The sequence below is a fragment of the Terrisporobacter sp. genome, assembly GCF_017888745.1.
Lineage (GTDB): Bacteria > Bacillota > Clostridia > Peptostreptococcales > Peptostreptococcaceae > Terrisporobacter.
The window spans coordinates 1-26,068 of record NZ_JAGHFM010000027.1 but is presented as its reverse complement, the minus strand read 5'-3'; the positions used below and the strand labels follow the sequence as shown (position 1 = coordinate 26,068).

Here is a 26,068-nt window from a genome sequence, read left to right as displayed (position 1 = left end):
GGTGATTTTCCACATACACCAAACTTTGTACATCCGCTGCATCCAGCTGTTTCTTGACATTGAAAACAAAACATTTTATTTTCCATTTTTATTCCTCCAATATAATAATTAACCTGTATTCTAAAAATTTTATTTTTTATTTATAAATTGATTATATTACGGAAATTATTTCTTATCCGTAACTAATGTTACGAATAATACATTTTTAATATGTATCAAAAAATAGTATATTAACTTATAAAATCAAGTACTACTCTATAAATTCTATTTAAAGGAAGATTTTTTCAACTATTTTCCATAAAAAATAGGAACTTAAATATAGTTCCTATAGCTTTAATTAGATTATTTTATTTATTACAACAATTTCAAAATAAGTTATCTTATTTTAGCTTGTAATACTTAGTATCCTTTTTTTATTTCAACAATATTGATTGGCTCTTTATTATCTATAAATTTTTTTAAATTATTATAGAATAAATTAAAACTCCTTAATGAGTTTTGTTGTGATACCCAAGAATTATGAGGCGTAATTATAACATTCTTCATATCCCATAATGGACTATCCTGAGATAAAGGTTCCTCTTCAAATACATCTAAAGCTATTCCCTTGAATTTTGATGCATAATCAATTAAATCTTGTTCATCTACAATCTTACCCCTACCTACATTTATAAAAACCGAGTTATTTTTCATCAGTTCAAATTTTTCTTTGTTTATAATTTTTTCAGTTTCCTTTGTTGCAGGCATAGTACTAACAACTATATCACATTCTTTAAAAATATCATTCATACTGTCTTTAGATACACATTTATCAAAATACTTTAAGTCTCTTCCATCAGTATTACATCCCCATATCTCTACACCAAAAGATTTTAATCTTTTTGCTGCTTCCATTGCAATAGTACCTGTACCTAAAAATCCTATTCTTTTTCCATATACATCTAATATTGTGCTATCTTGTTGCCATATTTTATTACTTTGATTAAGATAAAATTGTTTTGTATTTTTGTATATTTGCAAAATATTTAATATTATCCATTCAGCCATAGGAATACTATATCCACCTTTGTTATTACTTAATATTATATTCCTATTGATTATTTTGTCTTTTGGCACTTGATCAAAACCTGTACTTCCTAATTGTATAAATTTTAAATTTTTCATTTTAGAAATATCTAATTTATTAAAAGAATTATAAGTAACTAACACATCAATAGAATCCAACTCTTCTTGTGTCATTTTATCTAGTGTTGATTTTTTTCCTTCACTATTGAATATAACCTCATAACCTAAATCTCTAATTCTATCATATTCTTCTTCTTGAAATTTTAATGTAAATAATACTTTAATAATAATCAATCCCCCATTCTCTAAAGTATAATTTTGCATATAAATTATATATGAATAAATTTGATATATAATAAAAAAAATCCTTCAAAAATTTTTGAAGGATTAATCTATATGAACAAATAGATATATACTTATATAATAAATTTACATCTATCTGTTGTATTTATTTTGTCCATTTTATCATCTATTATGTTACCATAATTTTAATGTTGAACAGTTTGACCTGATTTTAAAGCATTTCTTTCTTGTATTAAGTTATAAACTAATTTATTAAGTGTCCAATCTATAGTAGTTTCAGTTACTACAGCACTTAACGGTCTTGCTATTTTCATTTTCTTTAAGCTATCTAAAAATCCACTTATTTTAGTTTGATTTATGTTATTAAATATTACAGCTTTATTTGTCCATTTTTCCTCGTTGTCATCAGATACTTTATTATTTAATATATCTTCTATTGTTGTTTTACCGTTCGTAGAATCTAAAAATATACAATCTTTTATCCCTACTAATCGACCTATATTTTTCATCATATTAGCTTCTTTTTTATTTACATTAACAATTATCATACAACTTCTTTCATGTATATTATTGAATTCACTTTGATTTAATTTTTCAAATGACATATTTCCTCCTCGTTATATAACTTCAATATTTTTTGAGTCTTTTTTATGCTTTTTATTCATATTATAATGCGCAAATATGGTGAATATCCCACAAAGTATTAAAATTGAATAATACATAAACCCACCATATAAAAATACTGCATATCCAAGTAATGTTTGTGGGAACACACGTTTAAATATAGTAAAGAATGCTAATTCATTCGCTCCTATATTACCTGGTGTTGGTACTGGTGATATAGCCATATATAAGTAAACTTGAAGAGTAAGTAAATAAATAAAACTGTGTCCATTCAAATTAAATGCCTTATATATCCAGAAGGAAATACTAAAATAGCATGATATTTGAATAACTGTTAATATCACAGTACTTATAAGTAATTTCTTATTTTTCATAAAAAACTTTATTGATTCCGTATATTCCTCAATAAACGCATCTATATCAGTCTTTTTATCACTTAAAAACTTAAAAATTTTAAATCTTATTAAATAATCTACTATCTTATAACTTATACTTTTAACTTTTTCTGTATTTATAATTGCTAAAAATCCAACTATAAATGTGAATAAGTTTACAAATAACCCCAACATAACTAAAGGCATTATACTATTTAAATCATAGTTTAATTTATTCGCATTACTAATAATAAATATTGTGCAATAAATTGTTATTACTACTTGATATAATATAGTTTTATTTGTAATAATACCACTTGCTTTACTCAATGGCACTTTATATTTATTTAATACATATATTTGAATTGGCTGGCTACCAGACGCAAATGGTGTTACTAAATTATAGTAAAATCCCATTATAGCTAATTTATACCCAATAAATGATGATTTTAATTTATATTGTGCATTTATAATCATTTGTAATATTATACCCTCAATAATAATGTAAAATAATATTGCTAGCCCACCTACGATTAAAAATTCTTTTTGAACCATTTTTATAACACTAGATAACATGCTTATATCTAAACTTTTTAAAACTAGGTAGACTGTAATTACCATTAAGGATACTAAAAACAGGTATCTTAAAAAAGTTTTTTTATTTTTATTATTCATAGTTATCTCCTAATTTTTTCTATTTATTTTCTATTATAAGTATACAACATAATTATAACTCTTTAATATTAAGATTTTATTACATTATTGTCATGTGAGTGTTAGTATACTCTTAATAAGAACTATAAAAATTCAATTTTCCTCGTATAACTAACTATTCTATAAATATTACAAATAAATTAATCACAACAGTTCTTTAAAACTATGTATAAATATATCACAACTATCTTTTATTTTATCTATTTCATATAATGAACTTTCATCATAAACTCCTATACATTTTATATTTATTTTTTTCATGGTATTGATACCTATTAAAATATCTTCAAACCCTACACAATCATTTGGGTTAACACCTAGTTTTTCAGATGTTAAAAGATATATGTCTGGGTAGTTCTTATCTCTAGTTACATCCTCTAAGGATACAAGTTCATCAAATAATTCATAGATATTATTATTTTTTAGTACTGGTTCGTACAAATATTTAGGTGATGTTGTGGCTAATCCTATTTTTATATTGTTATGTTTTAATTTATGAAGATATTCTTTAACATATGGCTTTAACTTAATGTTATTGGTATACTCATAAACAGCCATCTCATGCCATTCTTTTATTATGTCTTCTTCTTTCTCATTTAAACCAAATCTATCTATTGTATATTTAGCAACTTTATCAAAACTCATAGAATTAATCATTTCGATATAATCAGCAGGCATTTTTATATTTCTTTTGTTTAAAAAATCCATATCAATCTTTTCCCATATTTTCATCGAATCAATTAATGTTCCATCTAAATCAAATATAGCTCCCTTAAAATCTAACATATTTAATCCTCTTATTTATTTTAAATTTACAAATTTTTATTTCTCAATAGATTATACATCATACCAATCTTATTATCTTACATTTAACTTTATTGTAACAATATTTTATTTATTTCATATTATATTACTACCTAACCTTCTTTTATACTTTGTTTAAAATTCATAAAAACCTCTAGGATTAAATCTCTAGAGGTTTTCTCTTTATTTTTACATATTAAATTTTAAATATTTTTTTAAAAGGTCTTTTTTCTTCGTAGGCCATTGTCATTTCAACTAAGTTGCTAGTATCCCCGATTAAAATAACTCCGCATAAACGATTATTTACAAAATAGTATTTTTCATAAGTTTGTTTTTGTTCATCTGCAAACTCTACTGTCTTATATTTTTTATTTGGATCTTTTCCATTATCACCAATAGCAAATAATGATGTGTCCATCCCACTAAAAGTTAGGCCTGCACTTACCGTTTCATATGTTAAGGAATCTCCAGCTGCATTTGCACCTGCAACTTTACCCATCTCAATTGCTTGAGGCCATATTCCATAATTTATATTATTAAATTCAGCACAATCTCCACATGCATATATATCTAACTTACTAGTTTCCATTTTTTCATTAACTACTACAGATTTATTAACTTCTATACCGCTATCCGTTGCCAATTTTACATTAGGTCTAACACCACATGACATAACGATCAAATCTGCAGGTATTACTTCTCCATCTTCAAGCTTGATTCCTGTAACTAAACCTTCACCTTCTATATTATCTATTTTTACATTTAATCTTAAATCAAGTCCTGATTCTTTTATTATTTCTTCTAAGAATTTTCCTGATTTCTCATCTAATTGACGAGACATAAGACTTGGAGCAAGTTCTAACACTGTGACATTACATTTTGCTTTACGTAATTCCCAAGCTGCTTCTAGTCCTAATACTCCTCCACCAATCACTATGGCATTTTTAACATTCGGAAGAAAATCATTTATTTTATCTGTATCAGATATTCTTCTTATTGCTATTACTCCCTCTTTTTCATAACCTGGAATAGGAGGTATAAATGATTCTGAACCTAGTGCATAAATACATTTATCATATTTGAGATTTATATTTTCTTCTAATTTTACTATTTTTTCTTGTGTATTAATTTCAAGTATATTTTTATTAAGTATATTTATAATGTTATTTTCTTTATACCATTGTTCATCATGTATAGCAATTTGACTTGCATCAAATTTAGCTATCATACTTTTAGTTAACATAGGTCTATTGTAACTTAATGCATTTTCATTTGTCACCATAACTATACTACAAGTTTTATTTCTTTCTCTTATTGCTTTTGCAGCACTTAATCCTGCTACACCATTACCTAATATTAAGAATATCTCTTCTGTATTTTTAGAGAATTTAACTTCATCTTCATAAACAGGTACAAAATTTTCTTTACCAACACCACATACTGGACATATATCTAAGCTTGAATCAAAAACTTCTCCGCATACTACGCATTTTACTAAATTAGCATTTTTAGGCTTTTTCTTTGGATTTTCTTTATCTAATAATACACACCCAAAGTTATATACATACTCATATGCATCCTTCATATCTTTTTTCCCTGGTTTAAATTTCACTCTAAATCCCTCAATAACCTTCATTTTCAATTGTTTCAATCTTTCAAGTATATGAGGGACTCCTTCTCCACTCCATCCATAACTACCAAAAGCACTAGCTAATTTTCCACCATGAGTTCCAGCAAATATAGAAGTAGTTAGGTCCCAAATCGGTTTTAATGCTTCTCCTACAATAGTTGGTGTTCCGAATAAAATACCATCTGCAAATCCTAATTCTTCTAATACTTTGCCTGTATCACTTTCTACCATATCATAAATTCTAACATCTATATCTCCACTATCTTTGATCCCTTTTTCAATTTCTAGTGCTAATTCTTTAGTGTACCCGTAAGCGCTAACATATGGTATTATTACAGTTTTTCTTGAGTTTGGATTCACAACTGTACACCACTTCTTATAAATATCTATTATTTCATCTATTCTACAATCAATAACAGGTCCATGACCTGTACATATTAAATCTATTTTTAAGTCTTTAATTTTATCTAATGCACTTAACATATGAGACTTAAATGGTCCTATTATATTATCAAAATAATATTTAGTAGCTCTCATATATCCTTCATTATCAGTTACTTTGCTTAATAAAATATCATCACAACAATAATGCGAACCAAAAGAATCACAAGTTACTAATATATCATCTTCCTCTATATATGTGTACATAGTATCTGGCCAATGTAGATTAGGTACCGAAATAAATCTTAAAGTTTTCTCTCCTAATTCTAAGGTGCTCTTATCTTTTACAGCTAAGCTATAAAAATCATGATTAATAATATCCTTTAAGAAATTAATAGCTACTGTTGTAGCAACTATTTTTATATTTGGATTTATCTCAATTAGTTTTTCTATACTACCAGCATGATCTGGCTCTGTATGACTCACAACAATATAGTCAATCTTCTTAATATCTACTATTTTTTCTAAGCTTTCTAAATAAGAATCAAAAAACTTTGCTTTAGCAGTCTCAAATAAAACAACCTTATCTTTTGTTTTAAGAACATATGAATTATAAGTTGTTCCAAACTCAGTTTCCATTATAATATCAAAAACTCTTAAATCTTTATCTAATACTCCCGTCCAATAAAAATTCTTCTTTAATTCTAAAAAATCCATAATACCAAACCTCCTTAATATTTTTTAATTATTAAAAAACTCATTATGTTTTTATTACTCCACTTTGTTAATTAAATAACATTCGCTTTTGATATATATTTACCCAAAAACATATTAAGAAAACATTCTCATTAAAATTTATAGATAAATATTAAACAAAAAATTTTTTAAACCATTACGTATAAACTTCATTTCATATCCTCACACATGGATCAAGATACATGCCCTCCACTATTTTGCTCCGTCTAAACTTATCAAGTAGTAAATAAATTATAAATTCCTTAATATAAAAAAATAGGCTTAAAAATAAGCCTATTATATATCTATAACCTTTTATTTAAAATATTATTAATTTATAGTTTTATATTACATTCGTCACAGTATTTATTAGCTGTAAAATTTTTTGTACCACAAATATTACAAAATACATAAGTCAAATCAACTAACATATCTCCACAATGTTGACAAAAATTAACTCCATCATAATTAATTTCTCCACATTTTTTGCATACTTGAACTTCCTCATTACATTTTTCTAATGTTCCTAGTTCACACATACCTATTACCCTCCCCAATTTTATTTAACCTACGATTATGATACACATTATTCACCATTAATTATAGTACTTATTTCGTAGTTTTACAATATAGTATGTATTATATGTTCCCATTGTTACTATATAGTATATCATATTATGCATATTTAATATTTATACCAAATATATCACTAGGAACTACTATAAATTAAATTTTACATTCTATTTATTAAGAATTATAATTAAAGCAAAGTACATATTATAGGGGGAATAAAAAATATGCTAATAATAAACGAAAAATACATGGAAAAGAATATTAATGTAAACACTGTATTAAAATCAATAGAAGATGCTCTTTTAATTCAAGAATCTGGAAACTTTCTACAACCAGATAGAATTCACCTAGGTAGCGATAAAAACCCTTTTCTTTTAATGCCTTGTTTTATAGATGATTATTTTTCTACCAAGTTAATCACTGTTTATCCTAAAAATAGCGAAATTAATGAACCAGTAACTCAAGGCGTAATTTTATTAAATGATATGAAAACTGGAAAACCACTAGCATTATTAAACGGAACATATTTAACAGCTCTTAGAACAGGATGTGTGGGTGGTGTTTCTTCTAAATATTTAGCTAAAAAAGATGCCTCATCTTTGGCAATTATAGGTGCAGGTGTCCAATCATTATTTCAGGTACTAGCTACTTGCTCTGTTAGGCCTATTAAAAAGGTATATGTTTATAGTAGAACTGAATCTAAGGTTGATACATTTATAGAAAAATTAAGCTCTTTACTTCCTGATATTAAATTTTATAAATCTAAATCTAGCGAAGATGCTGTTAAATCAAGCGATATTATAATTTGTGCAACTACATCATCTACACCGGTCATTCCTGATAATCCAGAATTATACAAAGGGAAACATATAGTTGCAATAGGAACATATCAACCAGAAAATAAAGAACTTCCAAATGGGGTAATGGAAGCCGCAGATTATATCTATACAGATACTTTATTTGCTATAGAGGAAAGTGGTGATTTAGGTATCCCAATTAAAGAAGGAATAATAAAAAAAGAAGATATACAAACATTAGGAAAAGTTATTAATTACGAAAAATTAAATGATAATTTATTAAAATCAACAACTGTATTTAAATCAGTTGGTATAGGTTTATTTGATTTATGTGCTGCTGAATCAATTTATAAATATGCTAGTGAAAATGGTGATTCTATAGATATCGAACTATAAAGTTATAAAATAAAAATAGTCTTAAAATATATATAATAATATGTATTTAACAAAAAAAGTAGAGAGGTTAAATCTCTACTTTTTTATATTTCTATTATTCCTTTACAATAAGAGCAACATTTTCAATATGAACACTATGAGGGAACATATCTACTGGTTGTACTTCTTTACACTTGTATCCTTTTTCATTCAAGTAATTTAAATCTCTTGCTAAAGTTGATGGATTACAAGATACATATACTACTCTATCTGGTTGCATAGATACTATAGTATCTAGAACTTTTTCATCACACCCTTTTCTTGGAGGGTCAACTACAACTACATTAGCTCTTTTACCTTGCTTATACATTTTAGGAACAACCTCTTCTGCTTTCCCTACATAAAATTCAACGTTATCTAATTTATTTATTTCAGCATTTCTCTTTGCATCTTTAATTGCCTCTTCAACAATTTCTATTCCATACACCTTCTTAGCTTTTTGCGCCAAGAATAGTGATATAGTTCCGATTCCACAATATATATCAAATACTGTATCATTTTCACCTAAATTAGCATACTCTAAAGCTTTATTATATAAAACTTCAGTTTGAACAGGATTCACTTGGAAAAATGATAATGGTGATATTTCAAATACTAAATCCCCTATATTATCATTAATTTTGCCATCTCCATAGATTATTCTATTTTCCTGCCCTAAAATAACATTAGTTTTTTCTCTATTAACATTAACTACAAGTGTTTTAAATCCAGGTATATTCTCTTTTAAAACAGATGCTAATTCATTTAAATATGGCAATTTTCTTCCGTTAGCAACTAATACAACCATAACCTCTTTAGTAGTAAATCCTACTTTCGTTACTAAATGTCTAAGAACTCCTGTGTGAGTTTTTTCATCATATACACTAACTTTATATGCTCTTATATATGTCTTGATTATTTTTATTATTTTATCATTTACATCATGTTGTATAATACATTGGTCTGTCGGTATAATATCATGGCTTTTCTTTTTATAGAAACCAATAACAGGAACACCATCTACTTTTTGAATAGGAAATTGAGCTTTATTTCTATATCTAAAAGGATCTTCCATTCCTAAGGCATCATGAATAACTACATCATCAAGTTTTCCAATTCTACTGATAACTTGTTTTACCTCATTAGTTTTTATTTTAAGTTGTTCTTTATAATCCAATTCTTGAATTTGGCATCCACCACATTCTTTAAGCTCTTTACTACATTTTCTTTCTACTCTAAATGGTGATGATTCTATTATTTCTACTATATCTCCAACTGCATAATTCTTTTTTGATTTAGTTATTTTAACTTTTATCTTATCTTCTATTAGTCCGCCATCTACAAATACTGTAAATCCTTCGAACTTACCAATTCCAACTCCACCTTGACCTATATCAACTATATCTACAACGTACATTTTATCTTTTGATAACATAGGCTTTCCTCCGAACAATAATATTTAGACTTCAAAGACTTATTTTATCAAAAAAATAAGGACTATTAAAGTCCTTAAATAAATAAATCTCTATTTTTTAATCCTAAATAAAATTGTGTACATGAAAATAATATTAATATTACCCCACCTATAGAGCCTATATATATTAATTTTTCTGCTAGACCCTGAGATAAACCTGTACTTACAATTTGTTGAGCGTAATAACTGAAATTTTGCATAGCTTGATATCCATATCTTACCCATGTAATACCAGTCATAAATCCCATAGGTATTATACTCATACTCATATAAAAGCCATTTATAGATCTTTTCTTACTACCTTTAACTCCCAGTACTATAGGTACTAAAAATAATAATGGTAACATATACCCATAAAATTGAGGTGTTAGAGCTAAAAATAATGCAGCAGTTAGATAAAATGTTAAAAGGTATCTCTTCAATACATTTGTTTCACCTTTAAAATCTCTCAAAGAGGCTTTTAGATATCTTATATAAATTGGCAAATCATTTTCTACTGCAGATATATCTCTTCCCATCTTCATATCTTTAATTAGCTCTTTCCCTTTTCCATTAAGTTGACTATATTGTTTATTAAAATACTCAGGTACTTCAATTCGTTGATATTCTACTTTTAAATTTTCTAAATCTAATAAATATTTTTGTTTTTTTCTGTCTTTAATTCCTTTAAGTCTTTTTGTTTCAGTGATTAATTGATTTATTGTCATAACTACTAATCCTGTACTCATACTCACCCCTCCTTATAATTATGGTACTATATTAATACATTACTTTCTATAAACTTAATAATAATGTTTTTATTTTCTTATTTGTTATTTAATCAGTATTTATATAAAGAACCCTACAAAATTTGTAGGGCCCTTCTAATTAAATTTATTTTTCCATTATTTATGATTTACTATTTTACTTAATGATAACCCTGTACTACCTAATATAACACCCCATACTATCAACATAAAAACCCATGCAACACCTGTCATTATATTCACCACCCTTTAACCTTAATCTCTAAAAGATTAAAATCGTTATTTACTTTCTGCTGTATTACTATTTATTTCAGAAGTATATTTGGATTTAATAGATCTATATGTTTGGATAAATCCTGCAAATAATATACATACAACAACTGCTCTTGCAAGATTTACCCATACAACATATTGTTCCATCCCTGCCATATAAGACGGTATTAACTTAAAATTACCAGCTACGGCATAATCCTTAGTAAATATAGCTAAAAATACTATTATAGATACTGGTGTTAAGAATTGATGGAATAACTTAAAGAACCATTTTGGAACTTTCCATAAACCACCTTTATTCATTTCATCTAATGCTGGATCTTTGACTAACCAAGCAACAACTATAACTTCTATTAATCCTAGAACGATTAATAAATAGTTACCTATCCAGTTATCTACCTCTGTAAAGTAAAATAAGTTTGCCGTACCCGTCATAATTGATTCTAAAGCTATTGGTGCCCCAACGATTAAATATGCTACGAATATTAGCCAAGAACCTTTTTTTCTTTCTATTCCTAAATCTTCTTGTAATAATGTAACTAAATAATTGTACATTGCTATAGCTGAAGTAAATCCAGCAAAGAATAATAAGAAGAACCATACTGCTCCGAATATTCCTCCACCTGTCATAGTGTTGAATACATTTGGTAAAGCCATAAATGCAAGACCTATACTGCCTTTTATACCTTCCGGTCCAAGAAATGCATAAGATATAGGTATAACAGAAGTACCAGCAAGTATTACTTCCGCAAATTCATTTAAAGAAACTGTAGCAACTGAAGCTGCTATAATATCCTCATCTGATTGTAAATAAGATGCATAATTACAAATGATCCCCATACCTAAAGATAACGTAAAGAATATTTGTCCTGTTGCAGTTACCACAGAAGAAGATGTCAATTTACTTAAATCAGGATTCCATATGAAATTTAAACCGTTCATTGCTGACCAATCAGGATTAACTGGAGCACCTAATGTTAAAGCTCTTATTGCTAGTACAACACCACATACATATATAGTTGGCATCATTACTTTTGCCCAAGCCTCTATACCTTCCGATATCCCTTTCATAACTGCTAATGCAAGTAATAACATAGATACTACCCAGAATATTAGCATTTTAGGATCAGTAACATAATTAACAAAAAATGTACCACCATCAATTTGTGAATATCCTCCTATTAATGATTGAACTGCATATCCTAACGACCAACCAATTATGTGAATATAATACGAGTTAACTAATAAAGTAACTCCAAATGCTATAGCTCCAGCAAGAGCCCCTACTATAAGTGCTTGTTTTGGTTTTATTGCTTTTTTAGCTTGTAAATAAATCATTGGTCCTATAGTACCATGGCCATGTGCACCACCATAACGTCCTATACTCCACTCTATTAACATTACAGGTATACCTATAACTATTAAAGCAAAGAAGTATGGTATCATGAATGCACCACCACCATTAGTAGCCGCAATATAAGGGAATCTCCAGAAATTTCCTAATCCAACAGCATTACCTGCCATTGCTAAAATAAGACCAATTTTTGAACCCCACTGTTCTCTATTTTCTGCCATTTGTTACCCCCTCCTTTTTATAATTAAATATGACTGAAAATAAAAAATTATAACTAAATAATCAGAAATAACTCAAAAACCCTTGAATTCATCGATATATTCATACTTTTTTAAATTTTCTGAATATTTAATTTGTAAAAATAACCACTAAGATAATTAATAAAATATCTAAGTGGTTAGTTTATATAATAGTACCAGTTTTTAAGAAAGTCTGCAATAACTATCTTAATATTTATTATTTCACTGATATAAATAAATTGTTATAAGATTTAATAATGATATTATAAAAATAATCAACTCATTATTAAGTCTTTTTTAGAGTAGTAAATAATTTTTATTTATATATTAAAATATATTATTCAATTACAAAAATTATTATTATAAAACTCTACTTGATCCTCTGTATACAACACCTCTTGAGGCATCTATAGTTATTAACTCTCCATCTTCAACATTAGATAATATTCCATTAGCAGAAACTATAACTGGCTTTCCTAAATTTAATCCCACTATAGCCGCATGAGAAGTCATTCCACCTTGTTCAGTTATTATAGCTGATGCTTTTTCTATATAAGGATTCATTTCTATATCAGTCATAGTTGTTACTAATATATCGCCTTCATTAAAGTTTTCACAAGTTTCTCCGCTTCTAACAAATTTAACTATACCTTCTACAGTACTTTTTCCAACACCTATACCATGGCATATTTCTTCACTTACAACATGAACTTTTATTAAGTTTGTTGTACCACTTACACCTGTTGGCACACCTGCAGTTACAACTACTAATTCTCCATCTTGTATAAATCCTTTCTCTTTACAAGATTCTATAGAGTTATCTATAAGGTCATCAGTATTTTCTGCTGACTTACAATTAACTGTATAAACTCCCCAGCTTAAAGATAATTGTCTTTCTGTTTTTTCACATGGAGTAGTTGCTATTATAGGAGTTTTCGGTCTGAATTTAGAAACCATTCTTGCTGTATGTCCTGAAGAAGTTGATGTAATTATTCCTGAAGCATTTAAACTTTTTGCAGTTGTACAAGTTGCATAACTTATTGCGTCTGTAACATTTGTATTGTTTAATCCTTTACTTCTTAAAATATTATCATAATCTAAAGTTTCTTCTATTCTTTTAGCAATTGCAGCCATCGTTTTTACTGCTTCAACTGGATATTTTCCTGCAGCAGTTTCTCCAGATAACATTATTGCATCAGTTCCATCATATATTGCATTAGCAACATCAGTTACTTCAGCTCTTGTTGGTCTTGGGTTTCTTATCATAGAATCAAGCATTTGAGTAGCTGTTATAACTGGTTTTCCTAATTCATTACATTTTTTAATCATTTCTTTTTGAACTATTGGCATTTCTTCAGTTGGTATTTCAACACCTAAGTCCCCTCTAGCTACCATTAAACCATCAGAAACTTGTAATATTTCATCTAAGTTGTCAACACCTTCTTGATTTTCTATTTTTGATATTATTTGTATGTCTGTTGCATTATTATTCTCTAAAACTTCTCTTATAGCTAATACATCAGATGCTTTTCTAACAAATGAAGCAGCTATAAAATCAATCCCTTGAGTTATACCAAATTCTATATCAGATACATCTTTAGGAGTTAATGCTGGTAAGTTTATTTTTACTCCGGGAACATTTACACCTTTGTGATTTTTAACTATTCCTGAGTTTTCAACTACACAATGAATTTCTTCTCCATTGACTTCTTCAACTCTTAATCCAACTAAACCATCATCTATTAATATTAAATCACCTTTCACAACATCATCAGCTAATCCTTTGTAACTAACTGTACACATTTCTTTTGTACCAACAACATCTGCCATTGTTATTGTGAATTTACTACCTTCTTCTAAAAATACTTCTGGATCTGCAAAGTTTCCTGTTCTTATTTCTGGACCTTTAGTGTCTAATAATATTGCAACTGGTTTATTAAGTTTTTCCCTTACTTTTTTAACAACATCTATTCTTCCTTTATGCTCTTCATGAGAACCATGTGAGAAATTAAATCTACAAACATTTAGCCCATTTTCTACAAGTTTAGTTAAAGTCTCCTCACTTTGAGATGCCGGTCCTAATGTACAAACAATTTTTGTTTTTTTAGCATTTTTAATCATATTAACATCCTCCTAATGTGAACTATATAGATAATATTTTCGCCATTTGATAACTTTCTTTATCAAAGTCTCTCTTAGCTGATAATGCTTCATGTATATCCATATCTATTATCTTATCATCTTTTATTCCAACTACCCTCGCTGATTTACCATCTAAAAGTAATTCTACTGCACGAACTCCCATTCTACTAGCTAATATACGATCAGATACTGTTGGACTTCCTCCCCTTTGAACATGTCCTAAAACTGTTACTCTAAGGTCTGCACCTGTTCTTTCTACTATTTCTTTTCCAATATCATTAGCATTACCAACACCTTCTGCTAAAACAATGATACTATGTCTTTTTCCTCTTTTTTTAGTTGTTTCTAATCTTAAACAAATATCTTCAATTTTATATTCAACTTCAGGTACTATTATTGTTTCTGCTCCACCTGCTAATCCTGAGTATAAAGCTAAATCTCCACAATGTCTTCCCATAACTTCTACTATATTAACCCTCTCATGAGAAGATGAAGTATCTCTTATTTTACTTATAGCATCTACGATTGTATTTAATGTAGTATCAAAACCAATTGTATAGTCTGTATAAGCTAAATCATTATCAATTGTCCCTGGTATACCTATTGCTGGGAAACCTAACTCACTAAGCTTTTGAGCTCCCATAAAGGAACCATCTCCACCTATTACAACTAAACAATCTATGTTATGTTTCTTAAGAACTTTAACTGCTTGTTGTCTTCCTTCTTCAGTTCTAAATTCTTCGCATCTAGATGATTTTAGTATAGTTCCCCCTCTATGTATAATGTCTCCAACTGATGATAAATTCATTTCAACTAAATCAGATTCTATAAGACCTTTGTATCCTCTATTAATACCATATACTTTACACCCATAATATATAGCTGATCTTACAACTGCTCTAATTGCTGCATTCATTCCTGGTGCGTCTCCACCACTAGTCAATATCCCTATAGTCTTCATCCTACTACCTCCTAATAATAACTAATCCTTAAGTTATAATAATTCTCTCCCTAGGCATTTATTTTTAAAATTTATAAAAACATTTTCGCCTAATTATATTGTGTATTATATCACAATTTTTACCCTGATTTTATATAAAACAACAATTTATACTAAATTTTAACTTTTACATTTTCCTTGTTAAGTAATACTTCCAGCCTTGTTATAAGTTGTTCTTCAAAATTTACCCCCATATTAGTCCACTTAAACTTTCGTTTTGGATTTTCTGTACATATATACACATCTTGATACCCTTTATAATCAATTAATATCTTTTCTATTGAATTTACTAATTCCTGATTATTTATGCTATCTATTTTTAAATATAAACCATTCGGAATAGTATTCTTATTTTTCTCATATCTATTTTTTTCATTGTTAATTTTAAAACTAGTATTATCATTTATATCCTTAATTTCTCTAGCTATAAGCTTAGCATCTTCCTCTTCCTTAATACTTAACTTACCTTTTATATAAATAATATTATCTTCATTTAAAATACTATTATACTGCTTCAAAGTTTGAGGAAATACTATAACTTCTATAGTTCCATATAAATCCTCAAGTTCTAGAAATGCCATAATATCATTTCTTTTAGTCGTTTGTATTCTCTTATTAACAATCATGCCACCTAGTATAACTTCTTGTTCATCTAAACTTAAATAAGAATCTAAATCTTCTTTTAAAGCATTTATTTTTCCATTATCTATGGATGTATTATTTTTTATTTCCTTCTCATATTCAGCAAGAGGATGACCACTTACATACATTCCTAGCACTTCTTTTTCAAGAGCTAATTTTTCTCTTTCCTCAAACTCATTTATTTTTGGTATAGAATTAACTTCTTGTTCTACTTCTATTACCTCTTGCCCCATTTGTAACCCATCAAATAAAGAAATTTGTCCTTTTACATTCTTCTTTCGATCCATAGAAACACTGTCTAATAATTTTTCATATCCCATCATTAAACTTGCTCTATTATAACTTATATTATCGAAGGCTCCACATTTAATTAAACTTTCTAAAACTCTTTTATTCAAATCTTTTGAATCAAGTCTTTTAACTAAGTCAGCGAAATCTCTAAACTCTCCATTTAATTCTCTTTCTTTAATTATATTATTAATGACATTTATACCCACATTTTTAACAGCGGCTAATCCAAATCTTATATTATGTCCTTCCACGGAGAACTTACCATAACTTTTATTTATATCTGGCTTTAGAATTTCTATATCTAGTGCACTACACTCTCTTATATACTCCACAACTTTATCTGTATTCCCCATTACACTTGTAATTAGAGCAGCCATAAATTCTACAGGATAATATGCCTTTAAATAAGCAGTTTCATATGAAATTACACCATATGCAGCCGCATGTGATTTATTAAATGCATATTTAGCAAAATCAATCATATCATCGAAAATCTTATTAGCGATATCTTCTGGAACACCATTTCTAACACATCCTGGAATTTCAATATTTCCTTCTTCATCTAATTTTCCATGAATAAAATATTGTCTTTCTTGTTCCATTACGTCCATTTTCTTTTTACCCATAGCTCTTCTAACTAAGTCACTACGTCCATAACTATATCCTGCTAAATCTCTAACCACCTGCATAACTTGCTCTTGGTAAACTAAACACCCATAAGATACATCCATTATAGGTCTTAGTTTTTCGTGAATATAAGTAATTTTCTCTGGGTTATGCTTATTTTCAATATAAGTAGGAATAGAGTCCATAGGCCCTGGTCTATATAAAGATATGCCGGCAACTATATCCTCAAAATTACTTGGTTTAAGTTGTTTCATGAAAGATCTCATACCAGCACTTTCTAACTGGAATACTCCTAAAGTGTTTCCTGAAGATAGTAACTCGTAAACCTTAGGGTCATTATAATCCATTGAAGAAAAGTCTATCCTTTTTCCATATTTCTTTTCTATTAAGTCCAGTGCATCTCTAACCACTGTAAGAGTTCTAAGTCCTAAGAAGTCCATTTTCAAAAGTCCTAATTCTTCTAAAGTAGTCATTGTAAACTGAGTACTTATAGATTCCTGATGTTTATAAAGTGGTACGTATTCATCAACAGGATCTTTAGAAATAACAACTCCAGCGGCATGAGTCGATGCATGCCTTAACATACCTTCCATTTGTTTTGATATGTCTATAACTTCTCTAGTTTCAGAATCTTGTTCGTATAATTCTCTTAATGCTGGATTTACCTCTAAAGCTTTGTCTATTGTCATACCTAAATCAAAAGGTATTTCCTTTGCTATTTTATCAACCTTATTATAAGGAATGTCTAATACTCTACCAACATCTCTTATTGCAGCCTTAGCTTTCATTGTTCCAAAAGTTATTATTTGAGCAACATGATCTTCGCCATATTTTCTCTTAACATAATCTATAACTTCCTCTCTTCTTTCGTAGCAGAAATCTATATCTATATCGGGCATAGAAACTCTCTCTGGATTTAGGAACCTTTCAAAAAGTAGAGAATATTTGATTGGATCTATATCTGTTATTTTTAATGTATAAGCAACTATAGAGCCTGCAGCACTACCTCTACCAGGTCCTACCATTATATTATTTTCTTTTGCATAATTAATAAAGTCCCATGTTATTAGGAAGTATTCAACGTATCCCATTTTTTCAATTACATTAAGTTCATAGTCAAGTCTTTCAATTACTTCTTGACTTGGATTTTTATATCTTTCTTCTAATCCTTTAAAGCATATCTCTCTTAAGTAACTGTCTGTTGTATAACCTTCTGGTACATCATATCTTGGCAAATGAATTGTGTTAAAGTCAAATTCAACATTACATTGTTCTGCAATTTTAACAGTATTATCAAGAGCATCTATAGCATAAGGGAAAAGTTCCTCCATTTCTTCTCTTGATTTTAAATAAAACTCATCGCTACCAAATTTCATTCTACTTGGGTCATTTAAAGTTTTACCCATTTGTATACACATAAGCACATCATGTGTTTTTGCATCTTCTTTGTTAACATAATGTAAATCATTTGTAGCTACTAAAGGAATTCCTGTTTCTTTAGATAATTTAACTAACCCTGCATTTACCTCTTTTTGTTCAGGTAAATGATGATCTTGTATTTCTAAATAAAAATTTCCTTCTCCAAATATATCTCTATATAGCAATGCAAATCTTTTAGCTTCATCATAATTTCTATTTAGTATATTGTTGGAAACATCTCCTGCCAAGCATGCTGATAAGGCAATTATTCCTTCATTATGTTTCTTTAATTCCTCTATATCAACCCTTGGCTTATAATAAAATCCTTCTACATAAGATGTAGAAACTAACTTTATTAAATTTTTATATCCAGTCATATTTTTAGCAAGTAATACTAAATGACCATATCTTTTATCAAAATTCGGATCTTTATCTCGTAATCCACGAGATGCTGTATAAACTTCACATCCTATTACTGGTTTTATACCTGCTGCTTTTGCTTTTTTATAAAAATCTATTGCCCCAAACATACAACCATGATCTGTTATAGCAATTGCTTGCATATTTAGTTCTTTTGCTCTATTTATAAGTTTGTCTAATCTAGAAAATCCATCTAACAAACTATATTCCGTATGAACATGAAGATGAATAAAATCTTTATTCATTATCTCACCTCCTAAATTTATAAACTTATTTTATCATAATATAACATAATAACAATAAAAAAAGAGGTTATATAAATAACCCCCATTTTACTAATCTTCATCATTACTATCATCATCAAATTCTTTGCTTCTTAAATCATTAGCTATCTCTTCAATTTTTTTCAATCTATGATTAACACCAGATTTACTTATTGGGGGATTTAATAACTCTCCCAACTCTTTTAAAGTTAAATCTTCATTCTCAACTCTTAATAATGCTATTTGTTGTAAGTTTTTCGGTAACTTACTTATTCCTATTTTACTTTGAATAAGCTTTATATTTTCAACCTGTCTAACGGCAGCATTAACTGTTTTAGAAAGGTTCGCCGTCTCACAATTAACAAGCCTATTTACATTATTTCTCATCTGCTTTAGAATTTTTGTATTTTGAAGACTTAACAAAGCTTGAAATCCACCTATATGACTTAATAAATCAGATATTTGCTCACTTTCCTTTAAGTAAACAACATAAGAATTTTTTCTACATACTATTTTAGAATTTAATCCTAAAGAATTGATTAATATCATTAATGATTCAGCAAATTCTTCATTACTTGTAACAAATTCTAAATGATAATTTTTTTCTGGATCACTTACGGAGCCCCCACCTAAAAATGCACCTCTAATAAATGCTTTTTTGCATTCATCGTCTTCAAATACCCAAGAAGGAACTTTATTATATGGCAAGAATCCATCTTCATTTTCTAATAATCCTAGCTCTTTCATAAGTTGTTCAGAACCCATATCACTTTTAATAGTTAATATATAGCTATTATTTCTTTTTAACATCTGATTTTTATTAACTACAATAGTAGTATTTATATTAAAATCTGATTTTAATATTTTAAAAATTTTCCTGGCTACTGAATTTAATTCAGTAGATATCTTTAAATTTATCTTTTTATAACCAGCAATTTGAATAGTTCCAGCTAACTTAACTATTCCAGATAATTCAGCCTTCTTACAAGATAAATCATCTGATATTACTCTTGCTAATTCATTTTTTGTTTCTGTAGAAAAAGACATATATACCACCTATTTTTCTAGCTCTTTTTTAATCGTTTTTTAACTTCTTTTAAAGCTACTTTGATAATTTCCTTCTCATCATCATATCTTGCCAAATCAACAACTCTATCTATATGAATAAACTTAGCATCCACAAACCCCTCTTCTTTTTGAGGTATTGTGTCCATATTTTTTGCCTGCATTAGGTACCAGAACACAGTTTTATGGACTGCTCTATTTTCATCCCAATTTTCTTTAAAAGTGTAATGTATTTCTCCAAGATATTTTAATGTTTCGGCTTTTACCCCTGTTTCTTCTGACACTTCTCTTAATGCAGCTTCTTCATTATTCTCGCCTTCTTCTACCTTACCTTTTGGTAATACCCAATCACCGTTAAACTTCCTAAGCAAAAGAATAGCATTTCCGAATAACACCACCCCACCGGCACTAATTTCTTCTCTCATAGATGTTCACTCCTTAAAACTAACATAATAATAAGGATTTCTACATAAAACTTTAAAATCCTCTTTTACCTTGCTTTGTCATAACCATGACTTAGTGCCAAAACATCGATTATATCATATATGGAATCTGGTTGATTATATCACATATTGAGTCTGCATGATGTCTAATATAATCATCCTTAATTTCTAATAAATCACCTTCCATTATTTTTATCCCCATATTCTTAAGAGCGACCCTCTGTTGTTTATCTAATAATACTTGATCTGCACCATCTTTTTTATATTTATCAAGTACTGAATTTGGTATAATCTCATTATTAACTATAATATAATCAATTAAATTATCCTTTGTATGCTTGTTAATAGTTTTAACATGGTCCAGCACATTATATTTGTCAGTTTCACCTGGTTGTGTCATTACATTCGGAATATATATTTTAATTGCGCTAGATTCCCTTATAGCATCTACAACACCTTCTACCAATAAGTTAGGAATGATACTCGTATATAAGCTACCTGGACCCATAATTACAAAATCAGCTTCATAAATAGAATTTATAACATCATCCAAAGGTTTTGCATCTTGTGGTTCAAGATATACTTCCTCAATTTTACTTTTTTGCTTTTTAACTTCTTTAGGAATTTTAGATTCTCCTTTTACAGTACTTCCATTTGATAACTTAGCCATTAAATCTATGCTTTCTAAAGTTACTGGTAAAACCCTACCAGTTATATTAAATATTTCACTTAATTTATAGACTGCTGTTTCAAAATTGCCATATAATCCATTCATAGCAGCTAAAAAAAGATTTCCAAAACTTTGTCCCTTTAATCCACCATCCTCAAATCTATACTGCATCACTTCCTGCATTGTAGGTTCTATATTAGCCAAGGCTAATAGACAGTTTCTTATATCTCCAGGAGGTAACATTCCAAGATCTGACCTTAATACTCCCGAACCTCCACCATCATCTGCAACAGTAACCACAGCAGTAATATTTGGAGTTACTTTTTTCAGTCCCCTCAAAAAAATTGATTGACCTGTTCCCCCACCTATTACTACTACACGTGCTTTTTCAGATTCACTAGATCTCATAGAACATCTTTTTTTAGCTTGTTTTTTTACTTTTACAAAAAGTGTTATTCCAGCAACTAAAGTAAAAATTCCAAGGATATCTATAATATAAAATAAATATTTCATAGTTTCCTCCGCTTATTTTAGCATAAAGTCTCTATGCTTTTTAACTACTCTATATCCTTGTTTCATTAGTTCATCTCCTATAAGATTGCTTATTGTAACTGATCTATGTCTTCCTCCTGTGCATCCTATACTTATAACTAAATGATGTTTTCCTTCTTCTATATATTGAGGTACTAAAAAGTTAATCATATCTAAAAGTTTTTCATAAAATTTAGTACTAATTTCAGAATTCATAACATAATCTCTAACTGACTGTTCTTCTCCTGTTTTTTCCCTTAATTCTTCTATATAATATGGGTTTGGCAAGAATCTAACATCAAAAACTAAATCAGAATCTGTAGGTATTCCATGTTTAAACCCAAAAGAAACAACAGAAATAGTTAAATTATTATTAGTTTCTCCATCATAATATATTTTTCCTATTTCTTCTTTAAGATCTTTAGGCTTCATATTAGATGTATCAATTATACAATCTGCAATTTCCTTTAAAGGTTCTAATATTGTTCTTTCCATTTTTATACCTTCTGGTATTTGTCTATTAATTGCTAACGGATGATTTCTTCTTGTCATTTTATATCTTTTTAATAAAATATCATCTGAACAATCTAAATACAGTACTTCAAAAGGATATTTATCTTTTTTTAATACATTTAAACTTTCATGCAATGCTTCGAAAAATTTTCTTCCCCTTACATCAATTCCTAGTGCTACTTTATCTATAGTTGAATTTGATTGATAACACAGTTCAGCAAATTTAGGAATTAAAGTAGGAGGTAAATTATCTACACAATAAAATCCCATGTCTTCTAGAGACTTCATAGCTTCACTTTTTCCTGAGCCAGAAAGTCCAGTAACTATTATAAACTTCATTTATAAACTCCCTCTTTATTTAAAATTTAATATTTTCAATTAATGATAAATCAAGGTCTGATTCTTTTATAGTTTCTAATGCTTTTGTAAAATTTCCTACATTTTCAGAAATATGAGCATCAGATCCTACTATGAAAGTGTTCCCTATATTCTTTATTTCTTTAAGTTGACTTGCATTTAAAAATCTATGACTACTATTTATTTCTAGTCTAGTTTTAGTTTCTTTTGCTACTTTAGCAATTTCTTCTATATATACATCCCCCTTATCTCCTGGATGCGTAATGACAAAAATATCATTATTTTTCATAGCGTTTATAACTGCTAATGTATTATAGTCTTTAGACTTGCTTGATCTAATAATATAATTATCAACATGATTGAATAAACCTCTTATATTTTTAGGCATAGAACCAAAGTGATATCCAGCCATAACATAGTCTAATACACCTCTCATTTTTTCATTAATGTCTATGTTACCTTTGTCATCTAATATATTACATTCTACTCCAAGCAAAATTTTAATTTTATCCTTATATTTTTCATTAAGATAGTCTACTTCTTCTCTCATTTTAAAGATATCATCTTTTTTTATACCATAAGTTAAATGCTGATAACCATGGTCTGATATTCCTAAAACTTCAATTCCTTTTGAAATAGCTACCTGAACATTTTCTTCAATTGTTCCTTTTCCATGACTATACTTAGTATGAGTATGGTAATCAGCTAAAATTTTCATAGATTAATCCTCTCCAAGAATTTTTACTTCTTCTTCTAACATTATACCAAATTTTGCATTTACTGTGCTTTTTACAATATATATTAAATCTAAAATATCTTTTGCATTAGCTCCACCTGAGTTAACAACAAATCCACAATGCTTATCAGAAACTTGTGCACCTCTTAACGTTAATCCTCTTAATCCACAATCATCTATTAGCTTTCCAGCAAAATGTCCCTCTGGTCTTTTAAATGTACTACCTGCACTTGGGAAGTTTAAAGGCTGCTTTGTTGTTCTTCGCTCTGCATAATCTGCCATTTCTGCTTTTATATCATCTTGGTTTCCTAACTTTAGCTCCATAACTGCTGATAAAACTATATAATTACTTCTTGATAATATACTTCTTCTATATGCAAATTCCATTTCTTCATTAGATAATTCAAATATATTACCATCACTATCCATAAGTCTTACACTTTTAACAACATCTTTCATTTCTCCACCGTAGGCACCTGCATTCATAGCTAAAGCTCCACCAAGAGTTCCTGGTATACCTGCTGCAAATTCGATTCCTGTTAAAGAACTTTTCATAGCATTTCTACCTAATATAGATAGTAGTGCACCACATTGAGCTTTTATTATATTTCCTTCTATTTCGAATTTATTAAAGTTATCAGCTAGTTTTATTACTATACCTCTTATTCCTCCATCTTTTACTAGGATATTTGATCCATTTCCTACTATCAAATATGGAATATTTTGATCATTAGCAAATTTAATTACTTTACTTAACTCTTCTTCAGTGTTAGGTTTTACTAAGAAATCTGCCGGTCCACCAACTTTAAAAGATATATGTTTTTTCATTGGTTCATCAACCTTTATACTTTCTTCTTCTAATATATTTAATAATTCTTTATATATAAATTTTTTATTCATTTTATTTCCTCCCATATTATTCACATTATCAAGATTTATTACTTTATATCATAAAAGTTTTACGATAATTAAAATGTGAGTTTAAATATATACCTTTAGTATATGCTATTCCTTAAAAAAGGATAAATTTTAATCATAAAATGATTTTACCATATATCCTTATAATATTTAATTAAAATTTAACATTTAATATTGACGAATCATACATATAACACAATACTAAACATATTAATCTATCTACATCTTATCCTCGCTATTATTTAAGAACTTTTTTATATTTCAATTTATATTTAGAAATTTTTCTTGTATATATTTTCGTAACCATTTAAATATTTATATCATTATTACAACTTTTACTTATTACTTAACTATTAACTAAGTATTATTCTATTATATCTTCTTTTCATTTATTTTTGTACCTCTATCCACATGCACCTTATTTTTAAATATATTTTTTCTATATAAAAAAAGATACTATAAAAAATATTTTATAGTATCCTCAATATATAAATAAAATTAAATTAAGTATCATAATTAATTTTTAACTTCCTCCATTTTTTTATCATCTGCAAGATATGCATGATGGTACATAAATGGAATAACAATAGCTCCACCTACTAAATTACCTAAAGTTACAACAACTAAATTTGTTATACATTGAGCCATAGTAATATTAGCACCAAGCACCATTCCCATTGGAATAAAGAACATATTTGCAACACTATGCTCAAATCCACAAAGAACAAATAACATTATTGGGAACCAGCATGAAAATATCTTAGATACTATATCTTGTGCAGATGTAGCCATCCATACAGCTAAAACAACTATAACATTACACAAAATTGCTCTCGTAAACATGGCCCCCATTGTTAATGTGGCTTTTGATTCAGCTGTTGCAATAGCTTTGGTACCAGCATCACCAACTAACAAACCTGACCAGTAAACTATAAGTACAAGCAGTAATGAACCTATTAGATTAGCAACCCAAACAAGAACCCAATTTCTAAATAATTGCTTAGAGTTAATTTTCTTATTTAAATATGCCAATACCATTAAGTTATTACCTGTAAATAACTCTGCCCCTGCTATTACTACTAACATAAGTCCAACTGGGAAAACTGCAGCCCCCGCAAATTTAGCTAAACCAGCATCAATACCTCCTAATGTTTGAGATATTATTGAACTTGCTAGTCCACCAAAACCTATAAAGATTCCTGCTAGTATACCTAAAATAATTGCACTTTTAGTTTTTATATTTCCTTTAGTTATACCTGCATTAATAGTTGCATTTGCAATCTCTTTAGGTACCAAAAATCTCTTTTCCATATTACTTCCCCCTTAAAATATTTTTTTATCATAATATAAAATATAAACTAGTATTTAATATGGATTATGATTATATCATTTCTATGCTACCTAAATTGGCACGATTAAGCTTTGTATATTATAAAATTTATTGATTTGTAATCTTAAAGCCAAGCTAATTAAGTTAATATATAAAAAATATTTAATATATTTTTATAAGTAAATAGTAGTAACTTATTCC

The 26,068-nt window shown here is 28.2% G+C and carries 20 protein-coding genes; 1 reads left to right on the top strand and 19 read right to left on the bottom strand.

Annotated features, from left to right (window positions below; genetic code table 11):
* Window positions 1-399 precede the first annotated feature (399 nt).
* From J7G74_RS01005 to J7G74_RS00980, 6 genes are all read right to left on the bottom strand, one after another.
* Window positions 400-1,359, bottom strand: coding sequence for a phosphoglycerate dehydrogenase (locus tag J7G74_RS01005; protein ID WP_330616328.1), 960 nt, complete (start codon window positions 1,357-1,359; stop codon window positions 400-402).
* Between the two features lie 194 nt (window positions 1,360-1,553).
* Window positions 1,554-1,973 (bottom strand): DUF3783 domain-containing protein, encoded by a 420-nt coding sequence (locus J7G74_RS01000; RefSeq protein ID WP_297130630.1) that lies wholly within the window; start codon window positions 1,971-1,973, stop codon window positions 1,554-1,556.
* Between the two features lie 12 nt (window positions 1,974-1,985).
* A complete protein-coding gene (locus J7G74_RS00995; protein WP_297130627.1) occupies window positions 1,986-3,041 on the bottom strand; it encodes a lysylphosphatidylglycerol synthase transmembrane domain-containing protein in 1,056 nt (351 codons plus the stop codon).
* 183 nt (window positions 3,042-3,224) lie between these two features.
* Window positions 3,225-3,866, bottom strand: coding sequence for an HAD family hydrolase (locus J7G74_RS00990; RefSeq protein WP_297130624.1), 642 nt, complete (start codon window positions 3,864-3,866; stop codon window positions 3,225-3,227).
* A gap of 214 nt (window positions 3,867-4,080) precedes the next feature.
* Complete coding sequence (locus tag J7G74_RS00985; RefSeq protein ID WP_297130621.1) at window positions 4,081-6,612, bottom strand: FAD-dependent oxidoreductase; 2,532 nt, start codon at window positions 6,610-6,612, stop codon at window positions 4,081-4,083.
* Window positions 6,613-6,965: 353 nt separating this feature from the next.
* On the bottom strand, window positions 6,966-7,169 hold the full coding sequence (locus J7G74_RS00980; protein ID WP_297130618.1) for a zinc-ribbon domain-containing protein: 204 nt from the start codon (window positions 7,167-7,169) through the stop codon (window positions 6,966-6,968).
* A gap of 258 nt (window positions 7,170-7,427) precedes the next feature.
* Between J7G74_RS00980 and J7G74_RS00975 the strand changes: the two genes are divergently transcribed.
* Window positions 7,428-8,396, top strand: coding sequence for an ornithine cyclodeaminase family protein (locus J7G74_RS00975; RefSeq protein WP_297130615.1), 969 nt, complete (start codon window positions 7,428-7,430; stop codon window positions 8,394-8,396).
* Between the two features lie 94 nt (window positions 8,397-8,490).
* Here the strand turns inward: J7G74_RS00975 and rlmD are convergent, their stop codons facing one another.
* The 13 genes from rlmD to J7G74_RS00910 form a co-directional block, all read right to left on the bottom strand.
* On the bottom strand, window positions 8,491-9,849 hold the full coding sequence (rlmD, locus tag J7G74_RS00970) for a 23S rRNA (uracil(1939)-C(5))-methyltransferase RlmD (RefSeq protein WP_297130613.1): 1,359 nt from the start codon (window positions 9,847-9,849) through the stop codon (window positions 8,491-8,493).
* A 74-nt stretch (window positions 9,850-9,923) separates the two neighbouring features.
* A complete protein-coding gene (locus J7G74_RS00965; RefSeq protein WP_297130611.1) occupies window positions 9,924-10,616 on the bottom strand; it encodes a hypothetical protein in 693 nt (230 codons plus the stop codon).
* A 297-nt stretch (window positions 10,617-10,913) separates the two neighbouring features.
* Window positions 10,914-12,482, bottom strand: coding sequence for a sodium-dependent transporter (locus tag J7G74_RS00960; RefSeq protein WP_297130608.1), 1,569 nt, complete (start codon window positions 12,480-12,482; stop codon window positions 10,914-10,916).
* A 378-nt stretch (window positions 12,483-12,860) separates the two neighbouring features.
* A complete protein-coding gene (pyk, locus tag J7G74_RS00955; protein ID WP_297130605.1) occupies window positions 12,861-14,621 on the bottom strand; it encodes a pyruvate kinase in 1,761 nt (586 codons plus the stop codon).
* Between the two features lie 22 nt (window positions 14,622-14,643).
* On the bottom strand, window positions 14,644-15,603 hold the full coding sequence (gene pfkA / locus J7G74_RS00950) for a 6-phosphofructokinase (protein ID WP_297130602.1): 960 nt from the start codon (window positions 15,601-15,603) through the stop codon (window positions 14,644-14,646).
* 152 nt (window positions 15,604-15,755) lie between these two features.
* Window positions 15,756-19,286, bottom strand: a complete 3,531-nt coding sequence (locus tag J7G74_RS00945) for a DNA polymerase III subunit alpha (RefSeq protein ID WP_297130599.1) — start codon at window positions 19,284-19,286, stop codon at window positions 15,756-15,758.
* 90 nt (window positions 19,287-19,376) lie between these two features.
* Window positions 19,377-20,351, bottom strand: a complete 975-nt coding sequence (gene whiA / locus J7G74_RS00940) for a DNA-binding protein WhiA (protein WP_297130596.1) — start codon at window positions 20,349-20,351, stop codon at window positions 19,377-19,379.
* A 17-nt stretch (window positions 20,352-20,368) separates the two neighbouring features.
* Entirely contained in the window at window positions 20,369-20,794 is a 426-nt protein-coding gene (locus J7G74_RS00935) for an NUDIX hydrolase (RefSeq protein ID WP_297130593.1), read from the bottom strand.
* Window positions 20,795-20,903: 109 nt separating this feature from the next.
* Window positions 20,904-21,995, bottom strand: coding sequence for a gluconeogenesis factor YvcK family protein (locus J7G74_RS00930; RefSeq protein ID WP_297130589.1), 1,092 nt, complete (start codon window positions 21,993-21,995; stop codon window positions 20,904-20,906).
* A gap of 12 nt (window positions 21,996-22,007) precedes the next feature.
* Window positions 22,008-22,865: an RNase adapter RapZ gene (rapZ, locus tag J7G74_RS00925; protein ID WP_297130587.1), complete on the bottom strand. Its 858-nt coding sequence runs from the start codon at window positions 22,863-22,865 to the stop codon at window positions 22,008-22,010.
* 19 nt (window positions 22,866-22,884) lie between these two features.
* Window positions 22,885-23,601 carry a PHP domain-containing protein gene (locus J7G74_RS00920; RefSeq protein ID WP_297130584.1) on the bottom strand — a complete coding sequence of 239 codons (717 nt, stop codon included), beginning with the start codon at window positions 23,599-23,601 and terminating at the stop codon, window positions 22,885-22,887.
* 3 nt (window positions 23,602-23,604) lie between these two features.
* Window positions 23,605-24,519, bottom strand: coding sequence for a UDP-N-acetylmuramate dehydrogenase (gene murB, locus J7G74_RS00915; protein ID WP_297130582.1), 915 nt, complete (start codon window positions 24,517-24,519; stop codon window positions 23,605-23,607).
* Window positions 24,520-25,053: 534 nt separating this feature from the next.
* Entirely contained in the window at window positions 25,054-25,848 is a 795-nt protein-coding gene (locus J7G74_RS00910; RefSeq protein WP_297130579.1) for a formate/nitrite transporter family protein, read from the bottom strand.
* Between the last annotated feature and the right edge of the window lie 220 nt (window positions 25,849-26,068).

What these genes read in the sequence shown, in the direction of transcription:
- J7G74_RS01000 (WP_297130630.1), bottom strand. Translation starts at nt 1,973, where the DNA reads ATGTCATTTGAAAAATTAAATCAAAGTGAATTCAATAATATACATGAA.
- J7G74_RS00995 (WP_297130627.1), bottom strand. Translation starts at nt 3,041, where the DNA reads ATGAATAATAAAAATAAAAAAACTTTTTTAAGATACCTGTTTTTAGTA.
- J7G74_RS00990 (WP_297130624.1), bottom strand. Translation starts at nt 3,866, where the DNA reads ATGTTAGATTTTAAGGGAGCTATATTTGATTTAGATGGAACATTAATT.
- J7G74_RS00985 (WP_297130621.1), bottom strand. Translation starts at nt 6,612, where the DNA reads ATGGATTTTTTAGAATTAAAGAAGAATTTTTATTGGACGGGAGTATTA.
- J7G74_RS00980 (WP_297130618.1), bottom strand. Translation starts at nt 7,169, where the DNA reads ATGTGTGAACTAGGAACATTAGAAAAATGTAATGAGGAAGTTCAAGTA.
- J7G74_RS00975 (WP_297130615.1), top strand. Translation starts at nt 7,428, where the DNA reads ATGCTAATAATAAACGAAAAATACATGGAAAAGAATATTAATGTAAAC.
- rlmD (WP_297130613.1), bottom strand. Translation starts at nt 9,849, where the DNA reads ATGTTATCAAAAGATAAAATGTACGTTGTAGATATAGTTGATATAGGT.
- J7G74_RS00965 (WP_297130611.1), bottom strand. Translation starts at nt 10,616, where the DNA reads ATGAGTACAGGATTAGTAGTTATGACAATAAATCAATTAATCACTGAA.
- J7G74_RS00960 (WP_297130608.1), bottom strand. Translation starts at nt 12,482, where the DNA reads ATGGCAGAAAATAGAGAACAGTGGGGTTCAAAAATTGGTCTTATTTTA.
- pyk (WP_297130605.1), bottom strand. Translation starts at nt 14,621, where the DNA reads ATGATTAAAAATGCTAAAAAAACAAAAATTGTTTGTACATTAGGACCG.
- pfkA (WP_297130602.1), bottom strand. Translation starts at nt 15,603, where the DNA reads ATGAAGACTATAGGGATATTGACTAGTGGTGGAGACGCACCAGGAATG.
- J7G74_RS00945 (WP_297130599.1), bottom strand. Translation starts at nt 19,286, where the DNA reads ATGAATAAAGATTTTATTCATCTTCATGTTCATACGGAATATAGTTTG.
- whiA (WP_297130596.1), bottom strand. Translation starts at nt 20,351, where the DNA reads ATGTCTTTTTCTACAGAAACAAAAAATGAATTAGCAAGAGTAATATCA.
- J7G74_RS00935 (WP_297130593.1), bottom strand. Translation starts at nt 20,794, where the DNA reads ATGAGAGAAGAAATTAGTGCCGGTGGGGTGGTGTTATTCGGAAATGCT.
- J7G74_RS00930 (WP_297130589.1), bottom strand. Translation starts at nt 21,995, where the DNA reads ATGAAATATTTATTTTATATTATAGATATCCTTGGAATTTTTACTTTA.
- rapZ (WP_297130587.1), bottom strand. Translation starts at nt 22,865, where the DNA reads ATGAAGTTTATAATAGTTACTGGACTTTCTGGCTCAGGAAAAAGTGAA.
- J7G74_RS00920 (WP_297130584.1), bottom strand. Translation starts at nt 23,601, where the DNA reads ATGAAAATTTTAGCTGATTACCATACTCATACTAAGTATAGTCATGGA.
- murB (WP_297130582.1), bottom strand. Translation starts at nt 24,519, where the DNA reads ATGAATAAAAAATTTATATATAAAGAATTATTAAATATATTAGAAGAA.
- J7G74_RS00910 (WP_297130579.1), bottom strand. Translation starts at nt 25,848, where the DNA reads ATGGAAAAGAGATTTTTGGTACCTAAAGAGATTGCAAATGCAACTATT.